The organism is Bifidobacterium apis (assembly GCF_036986835.1).
GTDB lineage: Bacteria > Actinomycetota > Actinomycetes > Actinomycetales > Bifidobacteriaceae > Bombiscardovia > Bombiscardovia apis_A.
In genome coordinates this window covers 724,791-744,113 of record NZ_BTXD01000001.1, presented here as the reverse complement: position 1 = coordinate 744,113, position 19,323 = coordinate 724,791, and the positions used below count along the sequence as shown (strand labels likewise).

The following is a 19,323-nucleotide window of genomic DNA, read 5'->3' as shown; positions in this document are numbered from 1 at the left end:
CTGCCAGGGGACGGCTGGTCGGATATTGCGAATGTCACAATCAACCTTGGGCCGGTTTGGGGTCGCCGGTGTCAAGCAGGCGGTGGAAGCCCGCCTCGTCCAGGATGGGCAGGCCCAGGCTCTCAGCCTTGTCGGCCTTGGATCCCGGGTTGGCGCCGACCACCACATAGGTGGTCTTTTTGCTGACGGACCCCGAGGCCTTGCCGCCGCGCTCCACGATGGCCTCCTTGGCGGAGTCCCTGGAGAAGTCCTCCAGACTGCCGGTGACCACAACGGTCATGCCCTTCAGCGTCTGCGGCTTGGTGCTGCGTTCGACGTGAGCACCCACCCCGGCGGCCTGCCAGGCATCCAGGATACGTCCACGCCAGTCGCCGGGCTGTCGAGCGCCCTGGAACCAGTCGTGGACGGAGTGCGCGATTTCCGGGCCCACCCCGTCCAGCTCGGACAGGTCCTCCACGCTGGCATCCTCCACGGCCTTGAGCGACGGGAAGCGGGTGGCTATGGCCCGGGCCGAGGTCGGTCCCAGGTGCCGGATGGACAGGGCCACCAGGACCCTCCACAGGTCGGCATGCCTGGCCTTGTCGATCTCTTCAAGCATCTGCAGGGTGTTCCTGGAGGGTTGGGCATCGGCAGTGCCCAGGGCGGCCTCCTGGACCTGGGTCTCATGACTGTTCATGGCCCGTTCGCCCTGGTTATAGAAGGCGGGCACCCGGTACCAGAGACCGCTGCCGCCAGTCCGACGCTTGGTCGTGGTGCGACCCTGCCGACCTTCCACCTCCACCTGTTCCATCAGGGGAACCTCACGCCAGACATAGACCTGACGCAGGTCCTCAACCTTCAGGTCGAACAGGCCGGCCTCGCTGGTCAGGACCGGATCCTGACGCGGGGGAAGCTTCAGATCCGGGTCCGGCTGGTAGGCAGCAGCCTGGCCGCCCTGGTCAACCAGGACCTCACGCAGGCCGGGGGCATAGACTTCAACGGAATCGGGCCGGTTCTCATCCGGATTGGTCAGGGCTATGGCGCTCTGCTCCCCCAGGTGCTCAATGTCCAGGGCCTTTCGTGAGGCCATATGGATGATCCGCTCGGTCAGCTGGGCCGGGCAGGACTCCACATTGGGGCAGCGGATGTCCACGTCGCCCTCCTTGGCCGGAGCCAGCCGAGCGCCGCAGCTGGGGCAGGTATCGGGCATGACGAAGGGTCTCAGGTCCTTCTCGCGCCCCTTCCTGGCTTCGACGACCGGTCCGACCAGCTCGGGGATCACATCCCCCGCCTTGCGGACCACCACCGTATCCCCGATCAGAATGCCCTTGCGCTTGACCTCGGAGGCGTTGTGAAGGGTGGTCCTGGAGACCGTGGACCCGGCCACGGTGACCGGGGTGAGAACCGCCACCGGGGTGATCCGCCCGGTCCGGCCCACCTGGACGGTGATGTCCAGAAGCCGGGTATTGACCTCCTCCGGAGGGTACTTGTAGGCCACGGCCCAGCGGGGGGCACGGGAGGTGGCACCCAGCCTGCGCTGAAGATCCCGGTCCTGAAGCTTGACCACGATGCCGTCCAGGGCATGCTCGATGTCATTGCGGTGCTGACCGTAATAGTCGATCATGTCCAGGATCTGATCGAAGGAGGTGACAACCCGGTTGTGGGGCGAGACCGGAATCCCCCACTGCTTGTAGAGGTCGTAGGCCTGGGACTGGTCGATGACCTCGTCGTGGGTCCCCTTGGGGTGGGCCGGGCCCCACCTCAGGGAGCCCAGGCCGTGGGCGTAGAAGCTCAGACGGCGACTGGCGGTGATGCGCGGATCCTTCTGCCTGAGCGACCCGGCGGCGGCGTTGCGGGGGTTGGCGAAGGGCGCCTTGCCCTCCTGTTCCTGCTGCCCGTTCAGGGCATTGAAGTCGTCGAACCGCATGAAGACCTCACCACGGACCTCCACGAACTCGGGGATGTCGCGGGCCGGGCCCGACAGATTCTGGGGAATGCCCGGAATGGTTCTGACGTTGAGGGTGATGTCCTCGCCGGTCACCCCGTCCCCCCTGGTCAGGCCCTGCTCCAGGACCCCGTTGCGGTAGAGGAGGTTGAGGGCCAGGCCGTCGATCTTGACCTCGCTGGTCATGGGCAGGGCCTTGTCCTGCGGCCAGTCGAGCTCGTTGCGAAGCCCGTCATACCATTGGCGCAGCTCGGCGACGCTGAAAACGTCATCCAGGCTGAGCATCCGGGAGGGGTGGCGGACGGAGGCGAAGTCGTTGGAGAAGGTCCCTCCGACCCGGTGCGTTGGCGACTGGGGGGTATCCAGGCTGGGGAAGCGGGACTCCAGCTCCTGCAGGCAACGCATCCTGGCGTCATAGGCCGCGTCGGAGGAGACCGGCGCATCGTCTATGTAGTAGGCGACCTGGTCGGACTCCACCCAGGCGGCCAGCCTGGACCAGAGGCGCTGGGCCTGTTGGGCTCCCAAGGAGTCAAGGTCAAGCTCCCCCAGTCGCATGGCATCAGCATCGTCAGGCTGCAGGGAGGCTATCCATCGGTCAGTGCCCGGCCTGGGCCTGGATTCGGCATTCCCGCCCTCATCACTGGTTTGCCGATTATCTTCCTGAGCTGTTTTGTCATGCATTGAGCGACCTCATGAACTGTGCCTGTACCACATCAACACCTTCATTATCGTCGTCGTTCATCCTGGCGGCCGCCATTGACAGTGTCCGGGCCGGGACGAAGAGCCCACCGTCCACACAGATGCGCGCGGCCTGGCGCACTATGGAGGCCACCTCGGTGTGAGGCCAGACCGGCAGGCCATGTTCGGCCAGCACCCGGCGAGCCTGTCTGTGGTTTTCGGGCAGGACCACGCACTGGGAGCGGGCCCTGGCCTGCAGCTCGGCCAGCTCGCTCTTGAGGGCTGGTATCCGGTCGGGACTGATGTGCTCGCTCATCAGATAGGCAGCTGCAGCCACGTCGAACTCGTCGCGCATCCATGAGGCATAGGCCAGACGGTAGTAGGCGAAGGAGGCATCGTCCCGGTCCAGAGCCACCCTCAGAGCATTGAGTGTGGCAGCCCGGGCCGAATCCCAGTCCTCCCGGTTGGCCAGCATGACTGCCAGCTTCAGGTGGGAGAGCGGGTAGGCGGGCGCATAGGCCACCATGGCGTTCAGGTGTTTGAGGGCCGCCTGGTCCTCCTTGAGCTGGGCCAGCAGATCGGCTATCTCCAGGTGGGCGTAGAAGAGGTTGTCAGGAATGAGCAGGGTCCGCTCCCCCGGTGTGGCGAAGAGGCGGTTATAGACCACACGCTCGGCGTATGAATTGAAGTAGCGGGGCACCTGGCCCTCAGCCGCAAAGACGGCATCCAGATGGGCGATGGCGTCTTGCTCCACCTGTATGCCCTGGGCCGCTCCGCCGGAAAAGAGCAGATCGCGGGCCCTGACACGCTCCTTGTCCAGTTGGGAGGATAGGGAGAAGTCAAAGTCTGGAACAGAGCTGCCGTCGATCATGGCGCTGGCAACCTGCGGGGCCAACTGTTCCAGCTCCGGGTCGCCGATGCTTTCGATGATGCTTGTAGCCTCCTGGGCTTTGGCTGCTGAAGTCATGGTCCGGTCCGAGGCCAGTTGGTGGAAACCTCCTACAGCCCTCTGAAGCAGGTCGGCCCGTTGGATGGAAAGGTCCACGGCCTTATGTGCGCCCAGGGCCTTGGCAGACTTGTCGGCAAAGGTCACCTCGGAAAACTCGGGCTCCTCCTGGCTGCCGTGGGGGCTGAAGCGGTCATCACGCATGTCGAACACGGCCTCAGTGGGCTTGAGCCCACCCTGGGAATCCACCTGCATGGCCGCATCGAAGAAGCGGTATATGCCACGTGGTTCTTTCAGACCCTGCGAACGGATGCGGGAGAGGAAGAGTTCCCTGCTGAAGACCACCGAGACCAGGGTGCGGATGGTCGGATTGCTCTGCAAGGCGCTGAGCGGATTCCGGGATGCATCGTCGCCAGTCTGATCCGCAGAGACATCCTCATCCGAGGCATCCTCCTTGGATGCATCATCATTGGCTGACGACGGCGGCGCAAAGGCGGCAGAGTCAAGGTCCACACCCTGCATGAGATCCTTGAATTCTCTGTCCACGGATTCCTTTTCACCCTGATCCTCGGCCTTGTCCTCCTCATTGCCCTCTTGCTGCTCAGGAGCCATACGGGAGGCGATGGGCTTGGTGGGATCGCCATGCACGTCGCCATCCTTGGGATCAGCCTTGGACCCAGTGGGGGCCACCTCGCCGGAACGCATGCGCTCAAAGGCCTCCAGGGCCTGTCCCATCATGGTCCTGATGGCCGAGTTCTGCTGGTCGACAGCCTCCTCCAGACCGATGGAGTCGATCTGCAGGCTGACCTCGCGCACGGCCGGATCCACCCCGAATGCCAGGGCAGCCATCATCAGTCCGACGCGCAGGTTGTAGTCAGCGCTCATGGCGGAACGCTCACCGTCGTCCAGGTCCCGCCAGGCCCGTGACTGATCCTCATAGCGGCTGGAGGGCATCATGGTGCGTCCTGCCGCAGTGAAGGCCAGGGCCACCTTCCCCTGGGCGAGATCGGATCTGAACTCCACATCGAAGCGGAAGGGCAGCCGGAGGGATCGCATGAGCATGGACAGCGTCTGCCGGTAGACCCACTCGGAACGCACCGGCTCCTGACCCTGGCCGTCCGCTCGCACCGGCAGAGCCTGGGGAGCCTGTTGACGGACCATGACGGCGGTAGCCGCAGCCTTGTCAACCATGGCGTTGATGGCAGTCCGCCCGTCGTCCTCCAGGGGATCGAAGCGAATCGGATAGTCCCCGGGGCGCATCAGGGCGACAATGGCAGGATCGTCCAACAGAGCCTGGTCCAGCCGGGTTGCCTGGACGCGGTTGATCGAGTCCTCGGTGGGCAGCGTACCCAGGCGGGCATTGCGCTCCAGCCAGGCGCTGACTGCGGCGAACCTATTGAGATTGCCCTCGATACGCAGGGCCGCAAGGGCGGCGGTGAACTCCAGTCCGTTGTCCCAGCTCAGGAAGTAGGCGCCGGAATACGAGGAAGCATACAGATGCAGGGGCTCGGCCCCGTGAACAGCCTCAAGACCGGAGACGGGCGATAAGGCCCCGGCCTCGCGCATCAGGTCGGCGAACAGATCCTCCAAGCCGGAGACCCGTTTTCCGTGGGAGCGCGCCTGGATCATGTCGCCCACACTGCGTCGGATGGCACCCATTGGCGCCTCCCGGTTCAGCCGGTAGAAGATGTTGCCCGAGCCGAACCCGGTGAAGGTTCCCTGGATGCGCGGCATCAGGTAGGCGGCGAAAAAGGCGATGGCCACGGCATCCCGGTACTCCAGGTCCAGACGCATCTCCGGAGGCAGGAGTGGACGCAACTGCTCCAGGGAATAGCGGCCATCGGCTCGCAGCCAGGAGGCCAACCAACGCATATGGCCGGCATCGTCACGGCCTGCCACAGCACCCTGCAAGGCACGGACCGGCCCCGAATCCTGACCCGGATCGCGGCCCAGCCGACGACCGTCGGCCAGGGTCACCTCCTCTTCCCGACCCAGCAGGAAGGCGGGCTCCATGTTCTGCAGGTCCATCCGACCCTGCTCGCCGATGAAGACACGGCCATGGTCGTCGGCCAGAGCGATCTGGGCAAAGTGACGACGATCGGTGAAGATCCCCAGCGCGAAGCCGCGGCCCGGCGCGTCAGGCCACTGGACCCAGCCCAGCGTCAGCCCCTCGGGCACGCCCTGCAGCCGAGGAAAAAGCCGGCGCTTGACAGCGATACCCAGAATACGGCTGTGGGAGGCCAGAAATTCGCGCATCTGCCGATCGTCAGGATGACGCCCCGTCCGGTTGATCAGATTGACCATGTCGGCCACCGAAGAATCCAGGGGACGATCCCCGCGACCCCCTGTGGTCGGCCGAGAGGAGCCTACCAGTCCTTCCAGTGCGGAAAGAATGGAACGGCCCAGGCCGGACAGATTCCCGAACCCCCGGGACTTCTTCGCGTTCTTGGACATACCTTTGATTGTCCCAATCCAGCCCGACATGTCGCCGTTAGAATAAAACCGTGATGACTCTGCCAGCCCTGCGACGCCCCACCCCGGCCAGGGGCACGACCATCCGACTGCTGGTAGCACTTATTGTTGTGCTCATCCTCGAACTGGGGGTATTCAACCTGGCTCATTGGCAGTCGCTGGCGGGTTCCGCATCGGGCTCTTCGGCAGGGACTGCAGACAATATTGAATCCCGACCGGACCGGCTGGGACCAGGGCTGTCCCGGCTGCATGGCGGGGGTCTAAAAGTCACCGATCCGGCTGGCGCCTGGGTGGATGTCCCTGTCGCAGATGGACAGGCATCCTTCGCCCAGGCCTACTTTGCAGAGGACATCGAGGGTTCATTCCTGTCGCAGATCCATGTACGTCTCGACCTACACTTGGCCGGCGACAGGGACTGGACCCAGGGTACCCGAGGGCTGATCTGCCCCGGTCAGGCCCGCAGCCATTATCTGCGCATCAGGGGCAAACCCAGCGGAGCCCGGATCCAGGCCATGCGACTGTGGATACAGGAGCCCATCGGATCCCGGCTGGAGCTGACCGGAATGACTCCGGTCAGGGTGGTCCCCCTGGACCTCAACCCGGCGCGGATACTGATGCTGGCCTGCATGGCGGCGCTGATCCTGGGCTACCTGCCCGGCTCGGTCCTCTGGCGGATACGGCTGGATACTGGCTCGGTGGGCCAGCGCCTGGTCCTGGCCCTGATTCTGGCTCCGCTGGCAGCCTGGTCCTGCTGGAACATCCAGCACGATCTGTCCACCTTCACTCCCATGGCTTACCACCAGCCGCATGCCTATGTCTACGACTTCAACCAGTACGATCACGTGGCCCGGGCACTGCTGCATGGACGCCCCTGGCTGGATCTTGGCCAGGCACCGGGTCTGGCCCAGGCAGCAAACCCCTTCGACATAGCCACCCGCAACGCGCTGCTGGCCCAGGACCAGCAACCCATATATTGGGACTACGTCTACCGGAACGGCCACTGGTACTCCTACTTCGGTGTCCTGCCGGTGCTGCTGCTCTTCCTGCCCTACCGAGTGATAACCAGCCTGGTGCATCCGGGCGGCTATGCCCTGCCCACCAGCTCGGCCGCAGCCCTGCTGGTTGCTGCGGCCACCATCATGACCGTCCTGGCCACCATCCGTCTGCTGGCCCGCTGGTTCCCCCGGGTCAACCTGGCCGTTGTCGGCATGGCCCTTATAACCATGCTGGGAGGATCCGGCATGGTCTACCTCTGGTGCCGCCGCAACTTCTATACGATTCCCTTCGATGCCTCCTTGCTGGCGGTCATGACGGGACTCTGGCTCTGGATGGGGGCCAGACGGGTCCAACGACAGTCTGCGGACACTGGCGAACATTCGGGTCGTGGATCAACACGGATGTGGACCGTGGAGGATGGGGACCGACCCTGGCATCTGTCCAGACCACGGCTTTTCCTGGGATCGCTGTCGGTGGCTGCCACCCTGGGCTGCCGACCCACCTTCCTGGCTGCAGGCCTGCTGGCGCTGCCTCTGTTCGCCAAGGAAATAAGGGCAGTCATCAACTCCCTGTTCACGCGCAGGAGCCATCCTGCAGACCTGTCTCGGAGGCGGGCGCTGTCCCTGCTGGTCTGCGGCCTCTTGCCGGTCCTCCTGGTGGCCGCTCCCCTGCTCTGGTACAACCGCTGGCGCTTCGGGTCCCTGCTGGACTTCGGCAACCGGTATCAGATGACCGTCCTGGACCTGACCAACTATCATCCCGGCACCCGGGGCCTGCTTCAGGTCTTTGGCTACTACCTGCTGCAGCCGTTGACCACCCTGCCGGTCTTCCCCTACCTGCAATTCTCCCCTGCTCCCATGCGGTTCTGGCACTTCACCGAACCTGGCCTAGGCGGGCTGCTGATCACTACACCGGTACTCATACTGACCCTTGCACTTCTTGCTCTGCCCAGGATGCGAAAGGAACTGCAACGTCGGGGGTGGATGCCCGCCTTGATCCTGGCCCTGGCTCTGGCAGTCCTGGTCATGGTTGCAGACTCCTATATAGGCGGGTTCTCGGTGCGCTACAGCATCGATTTCGCCTGGCTGATCTGCCTGGTTGCTGTTGTGGTCATGGCCACCGCATCCTCAACATACGAAGACGGCCGCTCCTCAGCGGGAGCGGCCGTCATGAGCCTGCTAACACTGGCCTGTCTGGCTGGACTGGTCCTGACGTTCATCAACGCCATGGTCCTGCTGGAGCACTTCGACCTCAGTCAGGCCATGAACGTAGCCGTCTGGTTTATAGCACCCTGAGCCCAGCCGACAGTGATATCAGGAGTCCAGACCCTGCTGCTTGAGGGCCTGGTGATACCGGTCGACCATGTCAGCCACGATGCCATTGCCATCGCCACCCGACAAGGTGATGACCGAGGCCAGAGGCATGGTGTCGAAGAGCTGGGCTGTGTTGGGATCGTCGGGCAGCGGTATGCCATCCTGATCGATACGATCGCGCAGGATAGGTCCGCCGATTGAATTCTCGCGCCACTCGGCCATGGTCGATTCGGCATTCAGCGGAATGAACCGGCCGTCGCCATCCACCTGCAGATTCTCTTCTGCAACCAGATCGCGGCTGGAGGTACCCACCTGGATGCGGTAGGTGCCCGCCTCCACATGCCAGGCATCCATGGCTGTCGACCAGTAAGCGAAGTCGCGCCCGGTCAGGTCCATGCTCACCCGGCTGGACTGTCCCGCCTTCAGGAAGACCTTGGTGAAGGCCTTGAGCTCATGACTGGGCCGATTCACCCGGCTGGCGCAGGGGGCCACATAGACCTGCACGGTCTGGGCGCCATCCACCTGCGAGGTGTTGGTCACGGTCACCTCCACCCGAGCCGAGTTGGCTCCGGTCTTGGTCACCACGACCTGATCCAGATCGAAGTCGGCATAGGACAGACCGAATCCGAAGGGGAAGGCCACCGGACGCTGGAAGGTGTCGTAGTAGCGGTAGCCCACGTAGACGCCCTCACCGTAACGGGAGTGACCCTCCTCGCCGGGGAAGGAGGTGATGGTGGGGTTGTCCTCCAACCGAACCGGAATGGTTTCAGGCAGATGGCCCGAGGGGTTGGCTGCACCGGTCAACACATCCACCACAGCGCGTCCACCTTCCTGACCCAGCAGCCAGGTCTCCAGTAGACCCTTGGTCTTGTCCATCCAGTCGGCAACAGTCACCACGGCTCCATTGGAGAGGACGGCGACCAACCGGTCATTGACCTCGGACACGGCCTTGAGCAGAGCCACCTGCTTGTCGGGAAGATCCATGCTGGTGCGGTCGAAGCCCTCGGACTCGGCATCTTCAGGCAATCCCAGGAAGAGCACCACGGTGTCGGCTCCGCGCGCCACATCCAGCGCCTGCTGGGTCAGAGCAGGATCCTGTTCCTTCTCGTCCAGCGTGAACCCGGGTGCGAAGTCCACATTCACACCGGCCTCCTTGAAGCCATCCAGCGCTGATGAGACCTCGGTGGGCGTGATGTGCGAGGAACCTCCACCCTGATAGCGCGGAGTCCGGGCGAATTCGCCGATGACGGCAACTTTCTGCTTCGGATCAAGAGGCAGAATCCTGTCCTCATTGCGCAAGAGGACGATGGACTCCTGGGCCGCGCGACGGGCCATGTCGTTGTGTTCCTGGACGTCGTAGCGATAACCCTGTTGGGACATGGCCGGACGGGCCTTGTCAATCAGGTCCAGGATCCCCTGGGCCATCCGGTCCAGCTGCTCCTTGTCCAGCTTGCCAGCCTGCACGGCCTGGACCACCTGATCATCGGTACGGGAGGGCGGCATTTCGAGATTGAGCCCGGCCTGCAGGGCATTGACCCTGTTGTGGACGGCACCCCAGTCGGACATTACCATGCCCTGGTAGCCCCACTCGCCGCGCAGAACGTCCGTCAGCAGCCAGCGATTCTCCGAGCTGAAGACGCCATTGATCTTGTTGTAGGCGCACATGATGGTCCAGGGCTTGGCATTTTTGACCACATATTCGAAGGCCGGCAGGTAGATCTCGCGCAGGGTGCGCACGTCCACGTCAGAGCTGACCCTGAGCCGGTCGGTCTCCTGGTTGTTGGCTGCAAAGTGCTTCAGAGAGGTTCCCACCCCCTTGGACTGGACCCCTTCGACCAGACCTGCGGCTTCATGCCCGGCCAGTACAGGATCCTCCGAGTAAAACTCGAAGTTACGGCCGCCCAGCGGGCTTCGCTTGATGTTGATGCCTGGTCCCAGGATTACAGCCACCTTCTCCTGGACGCACTCCTCGCCCATGGCCTGGCCCACCTGATATGTCAGATCAGGATTCCAGGAGGAGGCCAATCCGGCGGTCGGAGGGAAGCAAGTGGCCGGAACCGATCCGTAGACGTCAGAACCGGTGGCCTTGCGCAGGCCGTAGGGGCCGTCGGTGATCATATAGCCTTCATAGCCCTTGTCGGGCAGGCCCTGCAGATGCCAGGAGTCGGACCCCGAGGTCAGCGAGGCCTCCTCTTCCAGGTCCAGATCCTTGGCTTTGGTATGCGTTTGTTCTGTCATGTCTTTTTCCTTTCGAGTTTTCGGGTTCGATTAGCCAGTCCGCGGCTCAGCACAGGTCCAGATTACAGGTTTTCAGACTCACTTGACCTTGCGGATCATCATGATGAAGACGGTTCCCACCAGCAGGCAGACGATGGCGACTGGGAAGATCATCCTGTAGCCGCCGAAAACGCCAATGACCAGCGTGGTGCACCCGGGGGCAATCACCTGACCGATCGTATTGGCCAGGTTGAGGATGCCCAGATCCTTACCCGCCTCCTTGGCGTTCGGCAACACATCGACATTCAGCGCCTGGTCGACTGACATGTAGCAGCCGTTGCCGATTCCAGCCAGGGCGGCATAGAAGTACATGCCAGTGGCGGTCGGCATCAGGAAGGGGAAGAGTATGCCGAGGGCGAGAATCAGGCAGCTGGTGGCTACAATCACCTTCCGCCTGTGCAGGAAGTCCGAGAGCGGACCCGAGACCACGGAGGCCAGGATGGTTGTCACCACCGAGATCAGTGCCATGACCTTGAGTGTGGATGCTGCCTGGGCATCGCTCAGGTGGCAGTACTTCTGCAGTATATAAAGCTGGTAGCCCTGAATCATGAAGCAGCCGACGACGAAGGTGAACCTGCCCAGAAGCGCCAGGTAGAAGTCGCGGCAATTCTTGGTGGGCGGTATGAAGGACCGGCCGACATCCGCCCAGGTCCGTTCCACGACCGTGTTGGCAGCCGACTTCTCCCGGGGCCAGATCAGCACGGTGAGAATGCCGGAAAAGAGGAAGATGATCATGGCGACTACAAGGCCGGTATGGATGTTGGCCATGAATGAGCTGCCGATGATGGTTCCCAACTGCTGGCCGATGACCTGGCTGGCCCCATAGAGTGCCGAATAGGTTCCCCTGGTCGACTCGGGAATCCTGTCGGAGAGGACCGCCACGGCCGGGGCTATCAGGCAGTTGATGCCCACCTGCACAATGCACCAGCCGAAGATGATCATGGGGAGTGTATGGGACTGGATGACCAGCAGGAAGCCAAGGGCGCCGATGATGCCGCCCAGCACGATCCAGGGGGTGCGCTTGCCGACTCGGAACCTGGACATGTCAGAGAGAGCGCCGAAAACAACGTTGGCCACCAGGGCGAACACACAGCCAATCGAATTCATTGTCCCCAGAGCCGCTTCAGCGCTGACTCCATGCAGGGAATTGAAAATCTGAGGCAGGAGGACCCCGGACCCCATGGTAAAGGGCGCGGCCCAGAGCAGGGATACCAGGACGAACCCAATGGCAAAGCGGACTTTCTCCGCGCTGTTGAGCCTTCTGCCCGTATCCGGAGCCAGGCTTGGATCCACTCCTTGATTCGCCACAGCACCTCCGGTCTCATCTACAGAGGCCATGGCCTTGATGTTTTCCCCGATCCGGGCACCAGCCCCGTCGGCTGGGCCTCCCCTTCGATCCTTATTTTCGTCTACCATCGTTATCACTCCTTCGTGTGCAGCCTTGCAATCAGTGGCTCATCATTGAGCCGTACCAATCTCCCCCTTCCATAACCGGCAATTGTTCCGAACATATTATCGGAGCGAACAGTGCATTACGTGGGTTATAAACAGGTTATTTTTCCGATAGCTGAGACGACTGAGTTCACATTTCGGCGGAATTCCGAGGATTTCGGCAGGAGCGACAGGGCCAGATATCCGTTGCCTGGCATGTCGAAAAAGTATCCGGGCTGGCCAGTCAACCCGTAGGACCCAATCAGGCGAAGAATCAGCTCCTCCTCGTCGATGACCTGAGGAAAACGCAACAGAACGTTCCAGCCTCCCTCAGGCCTGAGCAGGGAGACGCAGGACTTCTTTTGGCCCAGTGTCTGTCTGAGGATTCCGAGATTGCCCCTGATACGCTTGCCCACCCGGCTGGTCTGAACGGGAATATCCGAGAGCATGGCTTCCATATCCCTGGTGATCAGAAGACTCATGGGCAGGTAGTCATCGGCTATCAGGTCTAGATGGCGCTTGGCCTCGGCAACCTGGTCTGCGGGCCCGGAAACCTGGATCCAGCCCACCTTGGCATGGGGGGCTGCCAGACTCTTCGAGAACCCGTCCAGGGCGAAGGTCAGCACCCGATCCTCACCAGCCAGCCGGGCACGGCCCGGCAGGGGATCCAGAGGATAACCGAAGAAGACCTCGTCGGCGATGATGGCCACCCCCTGCCGCTGGCAGAGTTCCAGCAGCGACCGACGCTCTTCCGGATGAATGTAGGAACCGGTGGGGTTGTTGGGGTTGATAAGGACCAGGGCACGGATACGGTCGCCTCCAGGCCCCTCCAGGGCCTGCCTTACCGTGGCCAGGTCAAGGACCCAGGACCCGTCATAGGTCAGGCGGTATGGTATTGTTCGGACGCATTCCAGACCGGCGATGGATTCAATCAAAGGATATCCGGGTCTGGGCTCCAGAATGGCGTCACCCGGGTCGCAGAGGAGCTTCATCAGCCAGGAATAGGCCTGAGATGTGGAAGAGAGCAGGTAGAGGTTATCAGGATCAACCGCAATACCACGATCCTTGCCGTACAAACTCTGACGCTTGGTCAGAAACTCAGCCAGAGCCTGCCGAGCCTTACGAGGCCCCCTCGGTTCGGCCTCGTAGACCTGAGGCAGAAATGCCGGGGCCAGTCCGAAACGGGTGGGATTGGAATCATTCAACCTGCCTAACTTGAGACCATGGGCTCGTGCTTCTGACTCGGCCAGAGCTATGCGATTGGGGCGGTCAGACCCGGTACGGTGAGAAAAATGCATGATTTTTCAGCTCCTCATCCGATCCAGCAACCGCCTAAACGCCTCATGTAGATTGGTCGCAGAAAACGCTCTGCTTCACCCCAGATGCTTTTGCCGGAGGTCAGCCAGATAAGCGGCACCCACGATACCGGCCTGGTTGCGCAGCTTGGCAGCCACAATGGGGGTCTTGATGTCGATGTGGGGCAGGAACTTCTCGCTCATCCTGCTGACTCCGCCACCGACAACGAAGAAGTCAGGGTTGAAGTAGTGCTCAAGCAAGCGGTAGTACTTGGTCAGACGATTGGCCCACTTCTTATAGCTCAGCTTCTTGCGGTCACGCACCGATGAAGCTGCGTACTTCTCGGCATCCTTGCCGTCCAGCGTCAGGTGACCAAGCTCACTGTTAGGAATCAGAACACCGTTATAAATCAGAGCCGTACCGATGCCGGTGCCCAGTGTCGTGGCGATAACCAGGCCCTTCTGCCCCTTGGCCGCCCCGTACTGCACCTCGGCAAGACCGGCAGCATCCGCATCGTTGACGACGCTGACGGGCCTGCCGCAGGCCTTGGAAAGGACCTCCTGAACATTGGTGCCAACCCAGGACTGATCCAGGTTGGCCATGAAATCGAGCGGCTTGTCGGGCTTGACAGGGGCCGGGAAGGCGATGCCCACGGGCACATCCGAAGGAACTTCAAAACGATCCAAGAGCTCCTTGACGACAACCCCCACAGCCTCTGGCGTGGAGTGCTCGGGAGTGAGAATTTTCTTGCGAGGCTCTGCAAAATCACCGATCGTCAGGTCAACAGGGGCAGCCTTGATACCGGATCCACCAATATCCACTCCGAAAGCCTGCGCTGTTTCAATCATTGCTGCTCCTTAGCTGATCAAAGATGAGGGTCCGAACCGGCACGGTAGCGATTGTACCCCAAGCCATGCCTCTGCAACTCGTAGGAGCGGCATGAGCCGGAAGAGGGTCAGGCTGTTTCGCTGGCACTGTGCTACAAACTGCAGGAAGAAGAATTGAGTGGAATAATAAGGCTATGACCGAACACACACAGCTCATTGATGCAGTTAACGTGCGCATCACTACCAGAGAATACGATCCTAAGCCTATCGATCCCGACCTGGCCAGGCAGCTGGGCAGCACTTTGAACGCTCTGAACACACTGAGCGGTCTGGACATGCAGCTGGTTCTGGGCAAACCCGACGCCTTTGCGGCCGACAACGCTTCCGGCCACCTGACCAATGCGGCCAACTACCTGGCCCTGGTCGGACCCAAGGATAATCAGGAGAGCCTGGAGAAAGCCGGCTTCTATGGCGAGCGCATGGTTCTTGCCGCCACGCTGTATGGACTGGGGACAGGATGGGTGTCGGGCAGCTGGGACCGTCAGGCTGCCGAGCGCCACTGCCGGATCACCCCGAGCCAGTCGCTCTATCTGGTGGTCACCATCGGCTATCCGGCCGACCAGGTCGGCTACGGCAACCAGGACTTCGACAAGCTTTGCCAACGTCAGAGTGAGCATCGAACCTCCAAGAGTTATGAGGAGTTGACCTCAGCCATGAGCGCGCAGGACCGCCAGGATGCACCGGAATGGTTCAAGGCCGGCGTGGCTGCCGCCGCCAAGGCTCCTTCGGCCATGAACGGACAGCCGGTGCTTTTCGCCTGGGACAAGGACACAGGCGATGCGATCGCCACCCTGGACCCCTCGGTTTCCTACGGGTCCGCAGTCGACCTGGGCATAGCCAAAATGAACTTCCAGATCGGGGCCGGGGGCGGCACATGGACCTGGGGCGATGGAGGCCGTTTCATCAGGTCCTGACCGTAGCGGTATCCCAGTGACCCGGCAAGGGGCCGTGTAGGGTGATGAACTATGAACAATGGAGCATCTTCATCCCAGTCCACCACCGAACCGAGCATTGAAGCAGGTTCGACAACCCTGTACCTGACCCGGCACGGAAGAACGACGGCCAATGTCATGCATCTGATGCAGGGCTGGTCAGATTTCCCCCTGACCAGGCAAGGTCGCGAGGATGTGCGCCAGTTCGGTCGGGGCCTGCGGTCCATTCGCTTCCGGGCAGCCTGGAGCGGCAATCTGAGTCGTCAGTATGAAACGGCCCGCCTGGCCCTTGACATGTCCGGCAATGGAGACCTGCGCGTGGGGGTGGACCCCGATCTGCGCGAGGACAATTTCGGCAGTTTCGAGGGCCGGGACGAGCCCACCACTCTGGACCAGGTCTGCGCCGCCATGGGTTTCAAGGACTTTGCCACGGCCAAGGCAACCTACGGCAGGGACATCCCCGTCCATATGCAGGACACTTTCCATCGGCTGGATGCCCAGGACGTCCTGTCCGCCGGACTGGAGAAAGAGGATCGGGCTGAGACCACGGCCCAGGTCCGCGGTAGAATGATCGGCGCGCTGACGCGCATCGCCCGGTCTGCCATCGAAGAGGGAGGCGGACCTGTCCTGGTGGTCTCCTCGGGCATGTGCCTGCAACAGTTCCTGGTGGCCATCGACGACCACTGCCCCATTCCCGACATGGACAACACCGCGGTCACCAAGGTGATTTATGGGGATGACGGCTTCCGCCTGGCGGGCCCGGTCAGCTCCATGGAATACTTCCAGGCAGGCAGCCAGGACAAGTAGCAGGCAGAACGTTCAAGCGCGCCGCACTTCTCCGGCTGTTGGCTTTTAGCGGTTTTATTGCCTTCCTGCTTGTCTTGAAAATGCACAAGCAGCGAGAGGGAATTGACCATTCCAAGGACCGCAGCTATATTGAAATCGTCAGTTTCAGGGAAGGTGAAAGTCCTTACTGGCGGTATCCGGCTGAATGCCGGGAGCCCGCGACCCGCGCAAGCGGTGGATATCGGTCAAAATCCGAAGCCAACGGTTACAGTCCGGATGGAAGAAACGAGGCCCTCTATGAGCATGCCCAATTCTCATTCACACACCACTACAAACAAGGACACGCGCTTCAACGATGTCCATTCCACAGGTGCAGGTGGTTCAGGACGCTGGTCGACCAAGCGGATTGCAGTCTACGCGCTCTTCGTAGCCCTGGCCATGGTTCTGAGCTTCTTCTCCTTCCCGATCTTTCCTGCCGCACCCTGGCTCAAATATGACCCCTCGGGCATCGTCGTCCTGGTATGCGGCTTCGCCTTCGGCCCAGCGGCTGCCGCCATCATCTCCATCCTGGGATTCGTCCCGCACCTGTTCACCAACCCCTTCGGTGCTCTGATCTCGATGATCGTGGCCCTGGCTCTGAGCGTGCCGGCGGCCTTGGTCTACCGGAGGATGCACAGCCGTAAGGGAGCGGTCATCGGAATCGTCTCCGGCGCTGTTCTGGGCGTGATCGCAGCCATACTGTGCAACGTGGTGATCACCCCCTTCTACGCGCACATGTCCATGGCCAAGGTGATTGCCATGATCGTGCCGATCCTTCTGCCCTTCAACCTGATGAAGTTCGCCATCCACGGCGTGGTCACTTTCCTGATCTACAAGCCCATCTCCACGCTGATCAACAAGTAGGCCACGGCGGTTCGGAACGTCATGGCAGCATCCATGACCCAATCCACAGGCTCCGATTCAGCGGATTCGAAGGCAACCGTCGCCCGACTCAACCAGGTCTCTTTCTCCTATGACGAAGGCCAGACCTGGGCCCTGGACCATCTTTCCATGGAGGTGCATGCAGGCGAGCATCTATGCATCCTGGGAGCAAATGGTTCCGGCAAATCCACGCTGGGAAGCATCCTCTCGGGTGCGACGGCACCTGACCACGGCCAGGTCGAGCTTATGGGCCGAGCGGTCTGCTTCGACACCCCGGATCAGGGCCGACAGATCGACACTGAGGCCTACCGACAGGTACGGCGGAACATCGGCATGGTCTTTCAGAGCCCTGAGGACCAGATCGTGACCACCGTCGTCCAGGACGACGTGGCTTTCGGACCCGAGAATCTGGGCATGCCCCGCCAGAAGATGCTCTCCTGTGTGCCAGCGGCCCTGAAACAGGTCGACTTGCAGACGCGGATGACTGATGATCCCACCCGCATGTCGGGCGGACAGCAACAACGACTGGCCTTGGCCGGCGGCCTGGCCATGAATCCAGGCATGATGGTGCTGGACGAACCTGGTGCCATGCTCGACGCGGCCGGTCGACAGGAGATTCAATCAATCCTCTGCCGGCTGACGACCCAGGGCACGGCTGTCGTGCACATCACCCACCTGCTCGAACAGGCCAGACAGGCCGATCGGGTCCTGGTACTTGACCATGGGCGCATCGTGGCCTCCGGAAGTCCGAACCAGATCCTGAACAGGCAGGATCTGCCAGCCCTTGTCGGCGAACCTGACCCAAATCCGCTGATCCAAAGCAAGGTATCAGACACGGATGCGAAGACCCCGGTCGATGACCACGCTCTCCCCATGGTCAAGTTGTCGGATGTCTCTTACAGTTTTCCGGATTCCGGGAGCAAAGCCCTCAACCAAGTGAATCTGGAGCTGGCGGCAGGACAGACCCTAGCCATCATCGGGCGCAATGGATCCGGCAAGTCCACCCTGGCCAGGCTCATCTGCGCCCTGGCCACCCCAGACAGCGGATCCATCCAGGTGGCCGGTCTGCCCCTGGCCGGGCCCGACCGGCCCAAGGCCAGGCATCTGCGACGCCGGAATCTGAAGCTTCTGCGCCAAAGGGTCGGCTATGTCATGCAATACCCCGAACATCAGCTTTTTGCGGACACCGTTGCCCAGGACATCGCCTATGGTCCGCACAACCTGGGCTATGGGCCCGAACAGGTGCAGCAGCGGGTGGATGAGGCCATGAAGCTTCTGGACATCAGTGACCTGGCCGACCGCTCCCCCTTCGACCTCTCGGGGGGTCAGCGGCGCCTGGTGGCCATCGCCGGAGTCGTGGCCTGCAGCCCGCAACTGCTGGTTTTGGACGAAGCCACCGCCAGTCTCGACCCCCAGGCCTGCGTACGAATTATGGCATTGCTTCGAGTGCTCCATCAGCGCGGCGTCACCATCGTCATGAGCACCCACGCCGATCGCGAGGCCCTGGACCTGGCCGACCAGACCCTGCTCCTGGAGCATGGAGAAACGCTAGCCTATGGGCCTACTGCCAAAGTCGTGGAGCGCTACCATCAGCTGCTCGCCACAGACGCAGCGGAGAAGGAGGCCGCTGGCAAAGAAACTTCAGGCAGGAAAGCGGATCGCACCCAAGCCGACCAGAAACCCTTATCCTTGCTGGCAAGGCTGGACCCGCGAGCCAAGCTGGTGACCTTCCTCCTAGCCATGTTCACCGCTTTCGCCATTTCCACGCCTGCGCAGCTTGTTCTGGCGCTGGTGGTTACTATCGGCCTCTTTACCGCTGCCCGAGCCCCACTTCGTTCCATTATGAAATCAGTCAAGGGCTTTCTGATCCTCATGCTTCTACTGGCCGTATTCAATCTTCTGGTCACCCAGACCGGCCGTAGACTGGCTGCCTGGGGTCCATTCGTGCTGACCACCGGTGGCATCTGGGTGGCTGTGCTCTATGCCTGCCGCTTCATGCTGATCATCTTTCTGGGCGCGCTCCTGGTGGAGACCACCACCCCAACGCAGATGACCGATGCCTGTGAATCGCTGCTGAGTCCACTGTCCAGGCTGGGCATCCACACCAATGAGATAGCCCTGGTCCTCTCACTGGCTCTGCGCTTCATCCCCACACTGGGACGTGAGGTTCAGGCCATCGTGGAAGCCCAGGCCGCCCGTGGCGGATCCATCGAGTCCGGCTCACTCTCGCAACGCCTGCATGCGGCCATAGCCATCACGGTTCCCGTCTTCGCCGGAGCTCTGCGCCACGCTGACAATCTGAGCCGGGCCTTGGATGCCCGATGCTACGAGGGCAGCCGTCAACAGCGCACCCACTACCGATTGCTGCAACTGGGCAGGATGGACATCCTGTTCATTGCTCTCATGGCCCTTTATCTGTTGGCCCTGCTGCTGCATCCCCTGTTCTGAGGGGTCCGGCTACGTC

At 61.9% G+C, this 19,323-nt stretch carries 11 protein-coding genes and 1 riboswitch; of the genes, 5 read left to right on the top strand and 6 right to left on the bottom strand.

Translation table 11 applies throughout. The features are described from left to right. Positions 1-40 precede the first annotated feature (40 nt). Both ligA and AACP62_RS03085 read right to left on the bottom strand, forming a co-directional pair. Positions 41-2,605: an NAD-dependent DNA ligase LigA gene (ligA, locus tag AACP62_RS03090; RefSeq protein ID WP_339346231.1), complete on the bottom strand. Its 2,565-nt coding sequence runs from the start codon at positions 2,603-2,605 to the stop codon at positions 41-43. Further along, positions 2,598-6,002, bottom strand: coding sequence for a tetratricopeptide repeat protein (locus AACP62_RS03085; RefSeq protein ID WP_339346229.1), 3,405 nt, complete (start codon positions 6,000-6,002; stop codon positions 2,598-2,600). The genes ligA and AACP62_RS03085 overlap by 8 nt, the downstream gene beginning before the upstream one ends. 50 nt (positions 6,003-6,052) lie before the next feature. Between AACP62_RS03085 and AACP62_RS03080 the strand changes: the two genes are divergently transcribed. Continuing rightward, positions 6,053-8,311 (top strand): hypothetical protein, encoded by a 2,259-nt coding sequence (locus AACP62_RS03080; RefSeq protein WP_339346226.1) that lies wholly within the window; start codon positions 6,053-6,055, stop codon positions 8,309-8,311. An 18-nt stretch (positions 8,312-8,329) separates the two neighbouring features. On the opposite strand, the gene AACP62_RS03075 is transcribed toward AACP62_RS03080, so the two are convergent. From AACP62_RS03075 to ppgK, 4 genes are all read right to left on the bottom strand, one after another. Continuing rightward, positions 8,330-10,567 carry an exo-alpha-(1->6)-L-arabinopyranosidase gene (locus AACP62_RS03075; RefSeq protein WP_339346225.1) on the bottom strand — a complete coding sequence of 746 codons (2,238 nt, stop codon included), beginning with the start codon at positions 10,565-10,567 and terminating at the stop codon, positions 8,330-8,332. A gap of 78 nt (positions 10,568-10,645) precedes the next feature. After that, positions 10,646-12,022: an MFS transporter gene (locus AACP62_RS03070; protein WP_253269671.1), complete on the bottom strand. Its 1,377-nt coding sequence runs from the start codon at positions 12,020-12,022 to the stop codon at positions 10,646-10,648. Positions 12,023-12,147: 125 nt separating this feature from the next. After that, complete coding sequence (locus AACP62_RS03065) at positions 12,148-13,335, bottom strand: pyridoxal phosphate-dependent aminotransferase (RefSeq protein WP_339346224.1); 1,188 nt, start codon at positions 13,333-13,335, stop codon at positions 12,148-12,150. A gap of 75 nt (positions 13,336-13,410) precedes the next feature. Further along, positions 13,411-14,181 carry a polyphosphate--glucose phosphotransferase gene (ppgK, locus tag AACP62_RS03060; RefSeq protein WP_015022089.1) on the bottom strand — a complete coding sequence of 257 codons (771 nt, stop codon included), beginning with the start codon at positions 14,179-14,181 and terminating at the stop codon, positions 13,411-13,413. 173 nt (positions 14,182-14,354) lie between these two features. On the opposite strand from ppgK, the gene AACP62_RS03055 reads away from it, so the two are divergent. The 4 genes from AACP62_RS03055 (at position 14,355) to AACP62_RS03040 (ending at position 19,307) form a co-directional block, all read left to right on the top strand. Next, complete coding sequence (locus tag AACP62_RS03055) at positions 14,355-15,134, top strand: nitroreductase family protein (protein WP_029678404.1); 780 nt, start codon at positions 14,355-14,357, stop codon at positions 15,132-15,134. A gap of 51 nt (positions 15,135-15,185) precedes the next feature. Then, positions 15,186-15,959, top strand: coding sequence for a histidine phosphatase family protein (locus tag AACP62_RS03050; protein ID WP_029678403.1), 774 nt, complete (start codon positions 15,186-15,188; stop codon positions 15,957-15,959). Between the two features lie 136 nt (positions 15,960-16,095). After that, positions 16,096-16,230, top strand: a riboswitch (FMN riboswitch). 5 nt (positions 16,231-16,235) lie between these two features. Beyond that, a complete protein-coding gene (locus tag AACP62_RS03045; protein WP_015022098.1) occupies positions 16,236-16,841 on the top strand; it encodes an ECF transporter S component in 606 nt (201 codons plus the stop codon). 21 nt (positions 16,842-16,862) lie between these two features. Continuing rightward, positions 16,863-19,307: an energy-coupling factor transporter ATPase gene (locus tag AACP62_RS03040; protein ID WP_253269670.1), complete on the top strand. Its 2,445-nt coding sequence runs from the start codon at positions 16,863-16,865 to the stop codon at positions 19,305-19,307. The last annotated feature ends 16 nt before the right edge of the window (positions 19,308-19,323 follow it).